Source organism: Bradyrhizobium sp. (genome assembly GCF_035652035.1).
GTDB lineage: Bacteria > Pseudomonadota > Alphaproteobacteria > Rhizobiales > Xanthobacteraceae > Bradyrhizobium.
This window is the reverse complement of sequence record NZ_DASREO010000015.1, coordinates 29,552-44,352: the sequence shown is the minus strand read 5'-3', so window position 1 is coordinate 44,352 and position 14,801 is coordinate 29,552. Positions and strand designations below refer to the sequence as shown.

Sequence of the window (14,801 nt, the reverse complement as noted above, 5' to 3'; positions counted from 1 at the left end):
CGACCGACGTTGTTTGGCTCTCATGGTTCATGGAACTCTGCACTCGGACAAATCCGCCGCCTCGGCTGTGTTCTCAAATCCGAGATAGCTCGCCATCACTTGCGGATTCCCTGCAATCTTCGACGCGGCCCCACTCAGCACAAAGCTACCAAGCTCCATAACGTAGGCGCGGTCAGCTATCCGGAGCGCCGCTTGAGCGTTCTGCTCGACGAGCAACACAGCAATTCCGGCGGCTCTCAGATCTCCGATGATAGCGAAAATGTCAGCAACGATGCGAGGCGCGAGGCCAAGACTGGGCTCGTCAAGCATCAGGAATTTCGGCTCTCCCATGAGCGCGCGGCCCATCGCCAACATCTGCTGCTCACCTCCGGACAGTGTCCCGGCGAGCTGAAGGCGCCGCTCCTTAAGGCGAGGAAACATCGCATAGACCCGCTCCAGCGCTGCAGTGGCGCTGGACCGATTCGTCCGAAACCCGCCGAGCACTAGATTGTCTGCGACGGTCATGCTGGTAAACAATTCACGATGTTCCGGCACCAAAAATAGACCGGCAGCAACCCGGTCCTCGATGTCCAGCCGCTCGAACCCGCACCCATCGATCCGCACTTGGCCCCGAAAGGGCAAAATTCCCATGATCGAGTTCAGAAGAGTGGTCTTGCCGGCACCATTCGCTCCAACGATTGTGACGATCTCGCCCGGGGCGACGTCGAGCGAAACCTCCCGAACGGCCTCTACCTTGCCGTACGATACCGAGGCATTCTTCACCGACAGCAGCATCTCGGTCATGCCGCAACTCCTAGATAAGCGCGAACTACGTCAGGGTTGGATTTGATCTCGGACGGCGCGCCTTCAGCGATCTTCGTTCCGAAATCGAGAACCACGACCTGTTCTGCGAGGTTCATGACGAAACCCATGTCATGCTCGACCAGCAATATCGACATTCCCTCGTCTTTGAGCTGACGAAGCAACGCCGCAAGCTGCTGCTTCTCGTTGTGACGCAGGCCGGCGGCCGGCTCGTCGAGCAGGAGCAGGATCGGGTCTGCACATAGAGCCCGCGCAATCTCGACGATGCGCTGTTGCCCCAGGGCCAGGTTGCCCGCGAGCTGGTGCATCTGCGGCTCGAGCCCGACCCGCCTGATCTGCCGCGCCGCTTCCGCCAGCAGTCTCGTTTCGTCTCGGCGGTCAAGCCGCAACATGCTTGCGATCGCGCCTGCGTGACCGCGCAAATGCGTGCCGATCGCGACATTCTCCAGCACGGTCATGTCGGGCACCAGCTTTACATGCTGGAAGGTGCGGGCGATACCGCGCCGGACGATCTCCTGCGGAGCTAAGCCGGTAATAGGTCGCCCCAGCATAGAAATTTTCCCAGAGGTCGCCGCCAGCACTCCCGTGATCAAGTTGAACGTGGTGCTCTTGCCTGCGCCGTTGGGGCCGATCAGTGCAACAATCTGGCGCGGCGAGATTTTGAAGCTGACATTGTTGACGGCGACGACGCCTCCGAACTGCTTTCGTGCACCTTGCACCTCAAGCAGCGTCTTTCCGGCGATATCGACCTTAGGACGCGCGGCCAGGGGCTCTCCCGCAGGCAATTTGTCTAAGCGACGTTCGAACGGCCAGAATGCGGCGACGCGCGGCCAGACGCCCCCGGGAGCTACCTGCAGCAGGATCACGAGCAGCACACCAAAGACGACGATTTCGAGTTGCCCTTCGCCTAATGTGGCAAACATCTCGCTCTTCAGGATTTCCTGGAGAATCACGACTATCCCGGAGCCGAGCACGGCTCCCCAAACGTGGCCTGCGCCACCGACCACGGCGATGAACAGATATTCGATACCCGCTTGTGCTCCGAACGGGGTCGGGTTCACCGCTCGCAGAAAATGCGCGTAGAGCCAGCCCGAAAGCCCGGCGAGGATTGCGGCATAGATGAAAACCAGGAGCTTCGCTCGTGCAGTCTCCACGCCGAAAGCTTCCGCGGCGAGATGCCCGCGACGCAACGCACGAATCGCTCGCCCGAGCCGAGAGTCCAGGAGATTCAGCGTCAAGATAGAGCTGATGAAGACCGCGCTCCAGATCACATAATAGATCGAGCCGGCACTCATCATCTTCAGCGAACCGATCGATATCGGCGGAATGCCGGAGATGCCGTCGTTTCGTCCGAGGAATTCGAGCTTGCTGAAGAGATAGTAAAGGCTGAGTCCCCAGGCGATGGTCCCAAGCGGAAGGTAGTGGCCAGAGAGGCGAACGGTTACGAGCCCGAGCACCACCGCGAGCAAGCCGGTGACCAGCAACGAAGCCGGAAGAGTCAGCCAGGGAGACAAGCCGAAGGACGTGGTCAGCACCGCCGTTGTGTAGGCGCCGAAGCCGCAGAAGGCCGCTTGACCGAACGACGTAAGGCCGCCCACTCCGGTCAGCAGGACCAGACCAAGAGCGACCAACGCCGCGAGTCCAATATTATCCAGCAGTACCATCCAGAACGGCGGAACACCCGGAAGCACAGGGAACAGTGCCATCACCAATGCAAAAAGCGCAATCGACCAGCGCTGCGACATCGCCGTCAGTCCTTCTCTTCTTCAATAGTTGGCGCTGACAAGGAGCGCGCCAGAAGCACCGGCAAGATCAGGGCAAAGACGATCACTTCCTTGAAGTTGCTTGCATAGAACGACGAGAAGGCCTCGACAACGCCGACGGCGACCGCGGCAGCGGCCGTTAGCGGATAGCTGGCGAGGCCGCCGACGATCGCGGCGATGAATCCCTTCAGCCCTATGAGAAACCCGCTATCGTAGTAGATGGTCGTCATCGGTACGATGAGGATGCCCGAGATCGCACCAATGCCCGCGGCAAGCATAAACGCGATCTGACCGGACAGGACGGTGCGGATCCCGACCAGCCGAGCGCCGATGCGATTGACAGCCGTCGCGCGTAACGCCTTCCCGTAGACCGTGTGGCCGAAGAACAGCCAGAGTGCGACGATCAGAGATACGGTGATGATGTAGACTGCCAAAGTCTGGCCGGTTACGCGCAACGGGCCGATCGATGCGGCGACATCTGTAATCGTAGGCGCCCGCATGCCTTCGGCCCCAAAGAAAAGCAAAGCCAAACCCTGCAACGCGAGATGTACACCGACCGAGGCAATCAGCAGGACCAACACGGAGGCATGAGCGATCGGTTGATATGCAATGCGATAGAGATAAAGGCCGATCGGGCTGACGATCATCAAGGACAGCGCTATATTGATTGTCGCGCTGCTCGTATCCCCGCCTGCAAACTGCGCGAGTACAAGAGCGAGAGCCGACGCTAGGATATAGAGAGCAGCCGCACGAACGATTCGTCCCGTCGTGAACTGATGGCGGATGCTGAACATCTCCATGCAGAATGCGACGAAGCCAAGGGCGCAGGCAAGCTCGGCGGTACCCGGAAGCTTCCCTGAGGACAGAGCGGCATAGGTCAACGCGCCGAAGGTGATGAATTCGCCCTGCGGAATGAGGATCACACGCGTAACCGCGAAGACCAGCACCAGTCCAAACCCGAGCAGAGCATAGATGGCGCCGTTCGTGATGCCGTCCTGGGCCAGAAGCAGCAGGATTGTCGTGTTCACGATCTTGCTCTCCGAGCGTTGCGAGCTTTGCGGTCACCGAATGACATCCGCAGTATCAATTTACGACCTGGTACTTGCCGTGCTTCACCGTCAGCAGAATGCGGGAGCGCTCGTCGACGCCGTTGCGATCCTGTTCGGTAAAATTGTAGACGCCCTGACTTGCTGCAATCTCCCTTTCACTCAGCAGCGCCTTGCGGATCGCTTCACGAAATTCCGGCGTTCCGGGGCTCGCTTGCTTCAAGGCAACGGGAAGAACGCGCTTGAGGATCTCGAACGCGTCGTAGGAATGCGCGGCAAACTGACTCCGGCTGTTTGGGCCGTATTTCGTCTCATAAGCGGTGTCGAGGGCGAGGCCAGGCTTTTTGGTTAGAGCCTCGTCATCCTGGCCCTCCGGTACCATGACGGGACCCGCGGCCATGAAGACCCCTTCGGCCGCCTTTCCCGCAATTCGGATAAAGTCCATGCTGGCAGCCCCATGAGACTGGTAGATTGGCCCCTTGTAGCCGCGCTCGCGGAGCTCGACCTGCGGTAGCGCAGCTGCAGTGCCGGATGCACCGACCAGGATCGCGTCGGGATTGGCGGCCACCAGTTTCAGAACCTGTCCCGTGACGGAGGTATCGGCCCGGGCGTAACGTTCGTCCGCAACGATCTGAATTCCCATCGCTGGCGCTTGGGCCTTCAGATCGTTCATCCAGAGATCGCCGTAGGAATCGGAATAGCCGATGAACCCTACGGTTTTGACACCGTTCTTCTTCATGTGATCATAGAGCACCCTCCCGACAACGGGGATCGGCTGAGGCAAGTCGACGGACCATTTCAGTCTTGCCGCAGTAAATGGCATCGGCGCAAAGCCAAAATGCGGAACGCCGGCTTCGTTCGCTACCGTCGATACTGCAATCGTCGGCGGCGTCACCGAGGAGCCCATAATGATGTCGGCGTTGGCCTCCGTTACGAAACGCCGGGCGTTGTTTGTCGCGTTGGTAGGATCACCGCCGTCGTCCAGGGCCATGACCTTCAACTTGACGCCGCCGATCTCCTTGGGAACGAAGTCCAATGCGTTGCGCTCAGGAATGCCAAGTGCCGCCGCCGGTCCCGTGGTCGACAGCGTGATGCCGATCACGACCTCCTTGCCTTCATCTCCCGCCCTGGCGCTGAGCGGCAGGAGCGCGAAGACTGCCGCGGCCGCAAAAACAATCCGTTTCATTAGTTTCTCCTCAAATGCCGAGTTGCTCAGAGGCCGCCCAGGCAGACGTATTTGATCTCGGTGAAGTCCTCGATGCCGTAGCGCGAACCCTCACGTCCGACGCCCGATTGATCCCTGAGTTTCATGTGCAGAGCCTTGAGGTTTCAGGGGGCTACAATCGGGGTCGCTTTGAGCTTCGACGCCGCGGGATTGACGTCGCGAAAGATGCTGCCCTCTTCGAACCAGGAGCGCGGCGCGGGAGCACCCCACAAGGTCTGCCGCTGCGGATCCTTCAAGTCCCACCGGATCGGCTCGAGATCCGGATCAACGGTCTGATAGTCCGAGCAATAGATCTCGGTCCGATGGCCGTCGCGATCGCGGATGTAAAGAAAGAAGGCGTTCGAGATACCGTGCCGGCCCGGACCCCGCTCGATATTTCCGACGTAGCCGGTCGTCGACATCACATCGAGCAAGTCGATGATATTCAGCGGCGTCGGCACCCAAAACGCGACGTGATGGAGTCTTGGTCCGAGGCCATTTGTGAAAGCAATGTCGTGAACCCCGCCTTTGCGGTGCATCCAGGCCGCCCAGAGCTCGGACCCATCCTCGGTATCGGTATATTCGGTCACCCGAAAACCGATCGAGTTGTAGAACCCAACTGAAGCCCGTACATCCGGCGAGAAGCAATTGAAGTGATCGATTCGCAGTGGCCTCACGCCCTTGTAGAGTGAGTACTTCTGATGAATCGGCGGTAGCCGATCCATCTGCGCATAGAATTCGAGCGGAATGCCGAGCGGATCCCGCGTTCGGAAAGTTCGACCCTGATAGGGCACATCGACCCATTCTGTCGGTAACCCCATCCCCTCGAAGAACGCTTTTGCGCGATCTAGATGATCTTCATCATACACCTTGAAGCCGAGCTCGTTGGCAACGCCGGCAGATCCCTTTTCAAGAATGATGCAATGGTGACCGCGCTCCTCGAGGGCGCGCAGGTAGATACGGCTGTTGTCCTCAGCTGTGACCTGGAGACCGAGCGTATCGGCGTAGAAGGCGCGCGCAGCTCCCAGATCGGTCACCGTCAGCACGATATGGCTTAGCCGAACGATGTTGAAAGGCGGATACAAGACACTCGCAGGAATCGCCATTGTTCTTCCTCTCACGCCCCAACGCGTGGAATTTTGTGACTGTCGTAGGCAATCGCGATGTTCTTCGTCTCCATGTAGAAGTCGAAGGAATAGTCTCCACCATCGCGGCCGATGCCCGACTGCTTCACGCCGCCAAACGGCGTCGGCAGATGGCGCACGTTCTCCGAATTGACCCAGATCATTCCGGCCTCGAGATCGCGGGCGACCCGATGCGCCCGGCCCACGTCGCGTGTCCAGATGTAGCCGGTGAGCCCGTAGCGCACATCGTTGGCGATCTTGGTTGCCTCAGCCTCGTCTGCAAACGGGATCATGGTGAGGACCGGCCCAAATATCTCCTCCTGCGCGATCCGCATGTCGTTGGCCGCATTCGTGAACAGGGTTGGCTCCACATAGTTGCCCGCTCCCCCGCAAGCACGACCGCCGCCGACGGCGATGGTAGCTCCAGCATCTCGCGCCAACTGCGGATAGCTCAGGACCTTCTCGGCATGTCGCGGATGAATGAGCGGGCCGATCTCGGTCGCCGGATCAAGGGGATGCCCAACCTTGATTGCAGCGACACGATCCGCGGCCTTCGCAGCGAATTCCGTGTAAATCGACTTCTGCACAAGCGCCCGCGACGAGGACGTGCAACGCTCCCCGTTCAGCGAGTAGATCATGAAGAGCACCGCATCGAGCGCACGCTTCAGATCGGCATCATCGAATACGATGACTGGGTTCTTTCCGCCCAGCTCGAAATGGACGCGCTTCAATGTCGCAGCGCCTTGCCGCATGATGTGCGAGCCCGTTGTGGTTTCGCCGACGAAGGCAACAGCCTTGATGGCGTCGTGCTCGGTAAGTGCCTTCCCCGCGCTCTCTCCTAGTCCGTGAACGAGATTTACGACGCCAGCCGGACCGCCATTCGCGCGAATGACCGTGTCCATGATCTCGGTAAGGATTACCGCCGAGAGCGGACTCCACTCGGCCGGCTTGTGAACGACAGTGCATCCCGCGGCGAGCGCCGGCGCGATCTTCCAGGTCGACAGCATGAACGGGGTGTTCCAGGGCGTGATAACCCCCACCGGCCCGATCGGCTGACGCATGGTGTAATTGAGATGGTCGTCGTCCGGCAGCGACAACCCGTCGGCAGCGCCAGGGGCGCGGTCCGCATAAAAGCGGAAATTTTCAGCGCCTCGCAGCGCCGCCTTCGCCATATAACGGATCGGCTGTCCCGTATCCGATGATTCGACCAAAGCGATCTCGTCGGAACGAGCCTCGATGGCATCGGCAATGGCATGGAGGATCGCCCGGCGCTTCGTGCCCGAGATATCCCGCCAGATCCGGAAAGCATCGGCCGCTGCCTGTGCAGCCTTGGCGACATCCGCTGCGTGACCGGATGCAACCGTGCATTGTTTCGTGTTCGTGGTCGGGTCAAGCGTGTCGAAGGTCTCTCTGGAGACTGACAATGTGCGTTCGCCATTGATGAAATGCGGCACGGTGGCTCGCGCGAACCTGTCGAGGAACGCTTCCGCCCTCTTCTGGTTGGCCGCAAGCGTCTTGGGCTCGTTCATCATTCTTCTCCCGGTGGACGACGCGTCTTGACTGGGCCGATTCGCTTCGGTGGCAGCTAGAGCGCCATGCAGATCGCCTTGGTTTCGAGGTAGTTCTCGACCGCAACGGCTCCGTGTTCGCGACCGAGACCTGATTGCTTGTAGCCACCGAACGGCATATTCGGGTCGACCACATTGTGCGTGTTGACCCACACCGTGCCCGCCTTCACGGCATCCGCAAACGTGAAGCAGCGATCGATATCGCGCGACCACACCGAGGCAGAGAGCCCGTACTCCGTGTCGTTCGCCTGAGCGATGGCGTCGGCCATATCGGTGAATGGAAGCAGAGTAACCACCGGCCCGAAAATTTCCTCGCGCACCAGCGTGTTTGTCTTCCTGGCGCCGACAATAACGGTCGGCTTGACGAAGTAGCCTGCATCACCCGCTGAAGTTCCACCTGCTGCAATCGTGGCGCCCTCGGTCGTGCCTCTTTCAATCAGAGAAAGAACACGCGACTGCTGCTTGGCCGAAACAAGCGGATTGATCTGGTTGGCGGGATCGAAACCAGAGCCGATCTTCAAGCCGTTGGCGACGCCGACAAAGCTCTCAACCACCTTGTCGAAAATCGATTTCTGGATGTAGACGCGCGAACCGCACGTGCAAACCTGACCTTGATTGAAATAGACGCCGAGATTGGCGGCGAGCCCGAACAGCTCGGGATTCATGTCATCGAACATCACCATCGGCGATTTCCCGCCGAGCTCAAGCGAGAAGCGCGTCATATTGTCGATCGCGGCATGTCCGATGAGTTTCCCGACCTCGGTCGAGCCGGTGAAGGCGACCTTGTCAACGCCTGGGTGGGAGCACAACGCCGCACCGGCCTCGTGACCATAGCCAGTCACGACATTGACGACGCCTTCGGGAAAACCGACCTCCCGGATCAGCTGCCCAAGCCTCAGCGCCGTCAGCGGCGTCTCCTCTGCCGGTTTCAGGACGACAGTGCACCCGGCAGCCAGCGCCGGCGCAATCTTCCAGACGGCCATCAGGAGCGGGAAGTTCCACGGAACGATGGCGCCGACGACGCCGACGGGCTCCTTCCGCGTCATCGCGCGATAGCGGGTGCCGGGCGGAATTGGAATCGAAACGTCGAGCGTTTGACCGTAGATCTTGGTCGCCCACCCCGCCATGTAGCGCAGGTGTTCGGCGGAGGCCCCCACCTCGAGCGCCTGCGCAATGCCGATCGATTGGCCGTTGTTGGCCGTTTCCACTTCTGCAAGCAGTTGACCGTCGGCCTCGACAGCATCCGCCAGCTTGAGCAGCAGTCGTTCGCGATCGGCGGGACGATGCTTTGACCACGAGCCTTCGAGGGCCGCGCGGGCTGCGGCCACCGCCGCATCGATCTCCACTTTGCTTCCGGCCGGCACCGCCGCAATGACTGCGCCGGACGCCGGATCATGCACTGGAATTTCTGAGCCACTCCGCGTTCCGACGTCCTGCGCGCCGATCAGGAGGCTATGCTTCCTCGAAAGGAAGGCCCTGGTGGCCTCGCTTACGGGCAGAGCTGCAATGCGGGTTTGGATTGTCATGCTCACTCCTTGGTCATGTCCGGCGACGATCGGCTGCGCTGGGCTCGGCCGGGTGAATGAATGGCCAGGGGCTCATTTCGGAGCCTTTTTCGATTGGCACTTCGATGAGCGCAGGCGGGTCAATATCGAGAGCTTTTCCGAGCGCGCGCTTCAGGGCTTCCGGGGATGCGGCACGATAAGCAGGCATGCCGAAGGATGCGGCGAGCTTGACGAAATCCGGATTGGTCAAGTCAGACCCGATGAAACGGCCCTGATAGGACTGCCGCTGATCCCGCAGAACATTGCCGTATGATGAATTGTTGAAGACGATGGCAATGACGTTGATGCGGTGATGGACCGCGGTAGCCATCTCCTGGAGTCCGAACAGAAACCCGCCGTCCCCGGAGACGGAAACCACGGGTTTGTCCGGATGCGCGACCTTGACACCGAGCGCTGTGTCATAACCGAAGCCAAGATTGTCCTGGTATCCACAAGTAACGTACTGCCGAGGTCCGTAGACGGGAAAACCAAATCGCGCGGTAAAGCCCATCTGGCTCACTTCCTCGACGAAAAAGCCGTCGCGAGGCAGCACGGCGCGAATAGCCTCGAGATAGCCCATCTGAGGCTGCACCTCCGAGAAGGCGCTCTGCGCCTTGGCCTTGATCTCGAGGAATTCGCCGTGGCGCGACGCCGATGATGCTCCGCTGATCGCGGCAGTCAAAGCCCTGGTCCCTGCCGCTGCATCAGCCACAATCGCAACATCTGGCTTCAGACGGACCATCTCGGTCGGGTCGATGTCGATGCGGATGACCCTGAGCCCCGGCGGAAGCCACCGCCAGCGCATGTATTGCAGCTCAAGGCGACTGCCGATGCCGATCAGGAGGTCGACCCGCTTCCAGTGCTCGAAGGCTGCGACAGAATTGAACGCCAGAGGATCGTCATCAGGCAGGATCCCCTTGCCCGAGCGGTGCGCCGTGACGGGTGCCTGAAGACGCGAGGCCAGTTCGGCGACTTCGGGGCCTGCATCCGCCGCGCCGCCGCCGACCATGATGATCGGATTCCTGGCCTTTGCAATTAGTGCCGCGGCCCCGGCGATTGCATCAGGATCGATGGCCGGAGGAAGATTGGGAACGCCGACTGCGAGTGCGCCGACAGGACCTTTCGCTCCGAAAACGTCCCATGGCGCCTCGACAGCAACCGGTCCGGGGCGCCCCGACAGCATGCGCGTAAACAGATTCGCCATGGTGTCGGAGACGCCGCTTGGATGGGTGATGCGCTCTGCGCCCTTGATAAAACTCCGCAATGTCGCAAGCTGATCGGGCAACTCGTGGAGCTGGCCGCGCCCCTGCCCGATCAAGTGCGACATGATGTTGCCGGTGACGCAGAGAACGGGAGCATTTGCGCCGTAGGCGGTGCAAAGCGCGGCGCCGGAGTTAAGCACTCCGGGGCCGGGCACGACCGAGTAGACCCCAGGCTTTCCGGTCGATTTGGCGTAGCCGTAGGCCATATAACCAGCGCCTTGCTCGTGCCTGGTATGGATGAAGCGCAGCTCGGCACGGCGGCCAAAGAGAGCGTCGTTGAAGTCATACATGTGCGCGCCGGGGATACCGAAAACCGTATCCACCCCGTGCGCGATCAGAGAACGAGCGATCTTCTCGCCGGTCGTTTCGTGCTCAATCATTTCCGATGCTCGTCCGTGTACGGAATGCTTGAGCAGTGGGCCAGAAGGGCGGCCAAAGGCATCCCGCCGATGATCGGCCAAAGAGCGAGGGCGGCATAGGCGCCGTCCGAGGATTGAGCACAGTTCCCTCCGGATGCCACGGCGCAGCTTCACATCCGGTGAGCTCCGCTCTTCATCATTGTGACTGAGAGCCGCCACGACCGATGTCGTGGATCAGCACGGCAAGTCTTGCGCGGGAGAGCACTCCAGGACAAACGATGGATTCTTTTCAATTGATCAGGAATGCTTAATAATGGGGTATGTCTCTCACCCGCACCACGATCCGGCAGTTCGAAGCGTTCGTTGCTGTCGCTGATACTCTCAGTTTCTCGGCCGCTGGCGACCGACTGGGCCTGACTTCGTCGGCCGTCAGCCAACTCGTAAGTGAGCTCGAGGCCATTACGGGGTTTCGCGTGTTCGACCGCAGCACGAGACGCGTTGCACTATCGAGCGCCGGCCGCGAATTCCTGGGCATTGCCCAGACTGTACTTCGGCACGTACAGCTCGCCGAAACTGCCGCAGCAGACGTTCGCAATCGCGCTGCAGGCGTGGTCCGGATTGGCGCCCCATTGATCCTGGCGAGCGCCGTATTGCCGGCGGCCGTGCGCGAATTCAGGCGAGAGCGTCCGAATATTGCCATTCATATTCGAGACGTACCCGTCGATCTAACCGTGGATCGGGTCGCCGCGGGAGACGTCGACCTGGCGGTAGGGCCCGACCGCCCCCCCGATCCAGCCGTCATCCGGGAGGCGATCTTTCGCAGCCCCTGGGTGCTATGGTTTGCGTCAGAACACCCGTTGGCGGCCAGGAAGGTGCTGAGCTGGGACGACCTTCGCAACGTCCCTCTCGTCGCCGCGAGCCGAGATCACGAGGTCAGCGTTGCGCAGATGCGGAGCTCCGCTCCAAATACAAGTCCGATCGCTCCACCGCAGATCGTCGACAACATCACCACAGCCCTTGGCATAGCGGCGCAGGGGCTCGCCGCCACGCCTGCTCCGGCCTATGTCGGAGTCGTGGCTCGGCCGCTGGGGCTCACGATGCGCCGCATCACAAAGCCGGAGACCGTGCGTGAGGTTTGTCTCTATCGACCTTCACGGCGCTCGATTCCGCCGGCGGCCGAAGCCTTCGCCGAGTTTGTCATTCAATGGATCCGAGCCTGGAATTTGGAAGCACAACATGACAAGTTTCGTTCGGCGCGCAAGCTCACAGGGGGAATGACTGAGTTCTCTCAGAGACGTTGAATACCCGGCCGTTAAGTCAGAGCGCAGCTCGAACCGCGAACGGACCCGAGTGGGTTTTGGCTACCGCTTCCATCCACATTTGACCGCGGCCCGTTGGTCGCCGATTTCAGGTGACCTGTGCACGCGCAGCGTCATTGTTGTTCACCGGAAAGGTCGCTGGGGAGGCTCAATGTCGATGGAAGGGAAAGCTGGCCGCACCGTCGGCGGAGGCTCTTTCCAGAAGCCCACCATAGTGGTGGGTCATACGTGGCACCGGAGGAGGGACTCGCCTGCCACAAACGATCCGCTTCTAGTCCTACGACACGCGGTACCCTGCGGCGACGAGCATGACAGAATGTCCGCTTTGCTCGCCGCAGTATCCTATTCTACGACGAGCAAGTAATTGCCCTGTACCATCCGATCCGCGCTCTGTAACGAATGGCGTGAAGATACATAAGCAAGGAGAAGATGCAGAAACAAAGAGGAAGGTCGCGGTAAGCTTGCCGTGCGACGTCCTATTATAGAAGACGTCGCACGAAACTCGCTTTTATCCTCAAGAGGCATCTGGCGAAGCCATTGGAAACCAAAGGATTTCTTTGGTGGGCGCACCAGGGCTCGAACCTGGGACCCGCTGATTAAGAGTTCAAAACCAGCGCTTCGCTGAGATTTCTAAATCTGCTCTACGCTACGACGAACCTTCAGAAGTCCTTTGTTTTACGGGTTTCGTCGCATAGCTTCGCAGTACGTCGAACCCAAACATCCAAACACCCCGGTTCGCCAACACCGTTTGAAAACCGTTTTAGTTGACTGGTCCCTCCCCCAATGAACGACATCCGCATTCCCCTGAGCGATAAGAGCGTCGCTCAGTTACCCACCCCGAAGGACGGCTGGTATCTAGCCCGCGACACCGAGTTGAAGGGGTTTTTCGTCGTCGTTGGGAAGAGGAAAAGAACCTTCACCGTCCAGGGCGATCTCCGGCAGGGAGGAAGGCGGGCGTCTTCGATCAGAGTATCTATCGGCGACACGCGTGAGTTGACGACCCGAGCAGCGCGCGCGATCGCGAAGGAGAGTCGATCAGCCGCCGGGGAGGTCAGATCACGGCGCTATGTGTCATCGTCAACGGCAGCATCGAGATCAGCATGACGACGGAAAGCGGACGACGTCATGTGTTGCGCTATGGCGAGGGCGGACAATTGTTCAACATGATCGGAATACTGGATGATGGGCCGGGGATCCACGAGGCCGTGGCCCACGAGGAGACAATTGCGTTGCTCATACCCAAGACAAGCGTCCGCGCATGTTTGCTTTCGGCGCGCGCCCCTTTAGATGCGGCCGTCGAGGCTTCCACCATCTCGAGAGCAGACCATCGTTATTCTGAAAAATGGGGATCGATACACTAGGGACCGCCGACATGGTGGCCGTTAACCCCGGCAAGCCACACTTCATCTGCAGCGTCGGCAGGGAGTTCCCAAGCGTCCGCAGACATTGCCCCTTCCCGCGGCAAGGCTGAACGGCATGCCGGTAGCCTCGCAGCATCGTTTCCACACAGGATGCAATCTCGAGCAATTGCCGGTCGGCGTTCCAGCGGCCGATCAGCATCAGACCGACGGGCAAACTATCGACTGGTACCGGCAGCGAGATCGACGGACAATCGAGGATATTGGCGATACGAGGATTGCGCAGCACCAGACCGTTGGCCCGATGGAATGCACCGTCCTCTTCGACCGACGACATTAGCGGTGCGCAGATCGGCGTCGTGGGAAGAATGAACACCGCATTGTTTCCGAACGACTGTTCGAAAGAACGGATCGCGGCTTGCCGGAGCCGCACCATGCGCACATAGTCGATGCCCAGGATCCTCGCACCGGCTTCGATGCGGACTTGGGTTTTCGGATCAACCCCGTCCAGGCTCGACACGCCAAGATCACGTAGCGTCGCGCCGACCTCGATGGAGGGAAACGTGCCGATCCGGTCGATCGCCGCGACACGATCGAGAGCAGCTTCGATCGAGCCGTCCTCGATCTGTAAACCGGCCGACCGAAGCCGCTCCAAGGCACTCGCGAACGCATTGACCACCTCGGGCTCGCAGCAATCGAACAGGCGCCCACGGGCGACGATCAGCCGGAACGTGCCGGCAGAAGCACTGCGCAGGCGCGACGGCTCGCCCTCTCCCGAAAGCACCTGATCGGCCACGACGCAGTCGGCAACGTTCAAGGCGATCGGACCGATCGTATCGAGGCTCGATGACAACGAGAACGTGCCGGAGGTCGGCACGAAACCGCTGGTTGGCTTGAAGCCTACCGCACCCGACAGCGCAGCCGGGATTCGGATGGAGCCGCCGGTATCGCTGCCGATGGCAAGGTCGGCCAGGCCACCAATCACAGAGACCACCGCCCCAGAAGACGAGCCGCCTGGAACGCGCTGGCGGTCGCGTGGATTGCCGGGTGTGCCGTCATGCGGGTTGGTCCCGAGCGCAGAAAAGGCAAACTCGGTCATCTGCGTCTTGCCGATGATGATGGCGCCAGCGGCACGCAACCGTTTGACGACCTCGGCATCTTCAACGGCCGGCGGCAGGCGGCGCAGGACTGCAGATCCGGAGCTCGTGACCGTACCGGCGACGTCGAACAAGGCCTTCACTGAGACGATGCGGCCATCGAGCGGGCCGCGAGAACTGCCCGCGGCGGCGCGGCGATCTGCCGCTTCGGCCTCCCACCGCGCGCTGTCCGCGAAGACAGCCGTGAAGACGTTCTCCGCTTCCGGCAGCCGGACCCGTGCCAGAGCGGTCTCGAGGCGTGCAACGGCAGATGGGTTGGGTCGACCGTTCATTGCTGTCATGGACGCAGTTGTTGC

Annotated in this window: 10 protein-coding genes and 1 pseudogene; 2 read left to right on the top strand and 9 right to left on the bottom strand. The window is 60.5% G+C overall.

From position 1 onward, the window contains the following. Positions 1–27: 27 nt before the first annotated feature. The 8 genes from VFB05_RS05130 to VFB05_RS05095 form a co-directional block, all read right to left on the bottom strand. On the bottom strand, positions 28–783 hold the full coding sequence (locus tag VFB05_RS05130; protein ID WP_325009521.1) for an ABC transporter ATP-binding protein: 756 nt from the start codon (positions 781–783) through the stop codon (positions 28–30). Next, on the bottom strand, positions 780–2,546 hold the full coding sequence (locus tag VFB05_RS05125; protein WP_325009519.1) for a branched-chain amino acid ABC transporter ATP-binding protein/permease: 1,767 nt from the start codon (positions 2,544–2,546) through the stop codon (positions 780–782). The genes VFB05_RS05130 and VFB05_RS05125 overlap by 4 nt, the downstream gene beginning before the upstream one ends. A 5-nt stretch (positions 2,547–2,551) precedes the next feature. Continuing rightward, positions 2,552–3,592, bottom strand: a complete 1,041-nt coding sequence (locus tag VFB05_RS05120) for a branched-chain amino acid ABC transporter permease (RefSeq protein WP_325009516.1) — start codon at positions 3,590–3,592, stop codon at positions 2,552–2,554. A gap of 55 nt (positions 3,593–3,647) precedes the next feature. Further along, a complete protein-coding gene (locus tag VFB05_RS05115) occupies positions 3,648–4,796 on the bottom strand; it encodes an ABC transporter substrate-binding protein (protein ID WP_325009514.1) in 1,149 nt (382 codons plus the stop codon). 143 nt (positions 4,797–4,939) lie between these two features. Next, positions 4,940–5,920, bottom strand: a complete 981-nt coding sequence (hpaD, locus tag VFB05_RS05110) for a 3,4-dihydroxyphenylacetate 2,3-dioxygenase (protein WP_325009511.1) — start codon at positions 5,918–5,920, stop codon at positions 4,940–4,942. 11 nt (positions 5,921–5,931) lie between these two features. Continuing rightward, positions 5,932–7,467, bottom strand: a complete 1,536-nt coding sequence (gene hpaE, locus VFB05_RS05105) for a 5-carboxymethyl-2-hydroxymuconate semialdehyde dehydrogenase (protein ID WP_325009509.1) — start codon at positions 7,465–7,467, stop codon at positions 5,932–5,934. Positions 7,468–7,523: 56 nt separating this feature from the next. After that, the gene (locus VFB05_RS05100; protein WP_325009507.1) at positions 7,524–9,032 is read right to left on the bottom strand and encodes an aldehyde dehydrogenase family protein; all 1,509 of its coding nucleotides are present in this window, start codon (positions 9,030–9,032) and stop codon (positions 7,524–7,526) included. Positions 9,033–9,045: 13 nt separating this feature from the next. Then, positions 9,046–10,692: a thiamine pyrophosphate-dependent enzyme gene (locus VFB05_RS05095; RefSeq protein ID WP_325009505.1), complete on the bottom strand. Its 1,647-nt coding sequence runs from the start codon at positions 10,690–10,692 to the stop codon at positions 9,046–9,048. 299 nt (positions 10,693–10,991) lie between these two features. On the opposite strand from VFB05_RS05095, the gene VFB05_RS05090 reads away from it, so the two are divergent. Together VFB05_RS05090 and VFB05_RS32105 are read left to right on the top strand one after the other, a co-directional pair. Continuing rightward, complete coding sequence (locus tag VFB05_RS05090) at positions 10,992–11,972, top strand: LysR family transcriptional regulator (protein WP_325009503.1); 981 nt, start codon at positions 10,992–10,994, stop codon at positions 11,970–11,972. A 1,052-nt stretch (positions 11,973–13,024) separates the two neighbouring features. Further along, positions 13,025–13,195: pseudogene (locus tag VFB05_RS32105) on the top strand (hypothetical protein); the annotation flags it as partial. 28 nt (positions 13,196–13,223) lie between these two features. On the opposite strand, the gene VFB05_RS05085 reads toward VFB05_RS32105, so the two are convergent. After that, complete coding sequence (locus VFB05_RS05085) at positions 13,224–14,786, bottom strand: amidase family protein (protein WP_325009501.1); 1,563 nt, start codon at positions 14,784–14,786, stop codon at positions 13,224–13,226. Positions 14,787–14,801: the final 15 nt, after the last annotated feature.

Excerpts from the sequence above, each read along its gene's own strand:
- VFB05_RS05130 (WP_325009521.1), bottom strand. The coding sequence starts at position 783 with ATGACCGAGATGCTGCTGTCGGTGAAGAATGCCTCGGTATCGTACGGC.
- VFB05_RS05125 (WP_325009519.1), bottom strand. The coding sequence starts at position 2,546 with ATGTCGCAGCGCTGGTCGATTGCGCTTTTTGCATTGGTGATGGCACTG.
- VFB05_RS05115 (WP_325009514.1), bottom strand. The coding sequence starts at position 4,796 with ATGAAACGGATTGTTTTTGCGGCCGCGGCAGTCTTCGCGCTCCTGCCG.
- hpaD (WP_325009511.1), bottom strand. The coding sequence starts at position 5,920 with ATGGCGATTCCTGCGAGTGTCTTGTATCCGCCTTTCAACATCGTTCGG.
- hpaE (WP_325009509.1), bottom strand. The coding sequence starts at position 7,467 with ATGAACGAGCCCAAGACGCTTGCGGCCAACCAGAAGAGGGCGGAAGCG.
- VFB05_RS05100 (WP_325009507.1), bottom strand. The coding sequence starts at position 9,032 with ATGACAATCCAAACCCGCATTGCAGCTCTGCCCGTAAGCGAGGCCACC.
- VFB05_RS05095 (WP_325009505.1), bottom strand. The coding sequence starts at position 10,692 with ATGATTGAGCACGAAACGACCGGCGAGAAGATCGCTCGTTCTCTGATC.
- VFB05_RS05090 (WP_325009503.1), top strand. The coding sequence starts at position 10,992 with ATGTCTCTCACCCGCACCACGATCCGGCAGTTCGAAGCGTTCGTTGCT.
- VFB05_RS05085 (WP_325009501.1), bottom strand. The coding sequence starts at position 14,786 with ATGACAGCAATGAACGGTCGACCCAACCCATCTGCCGTTGCACGCCTC.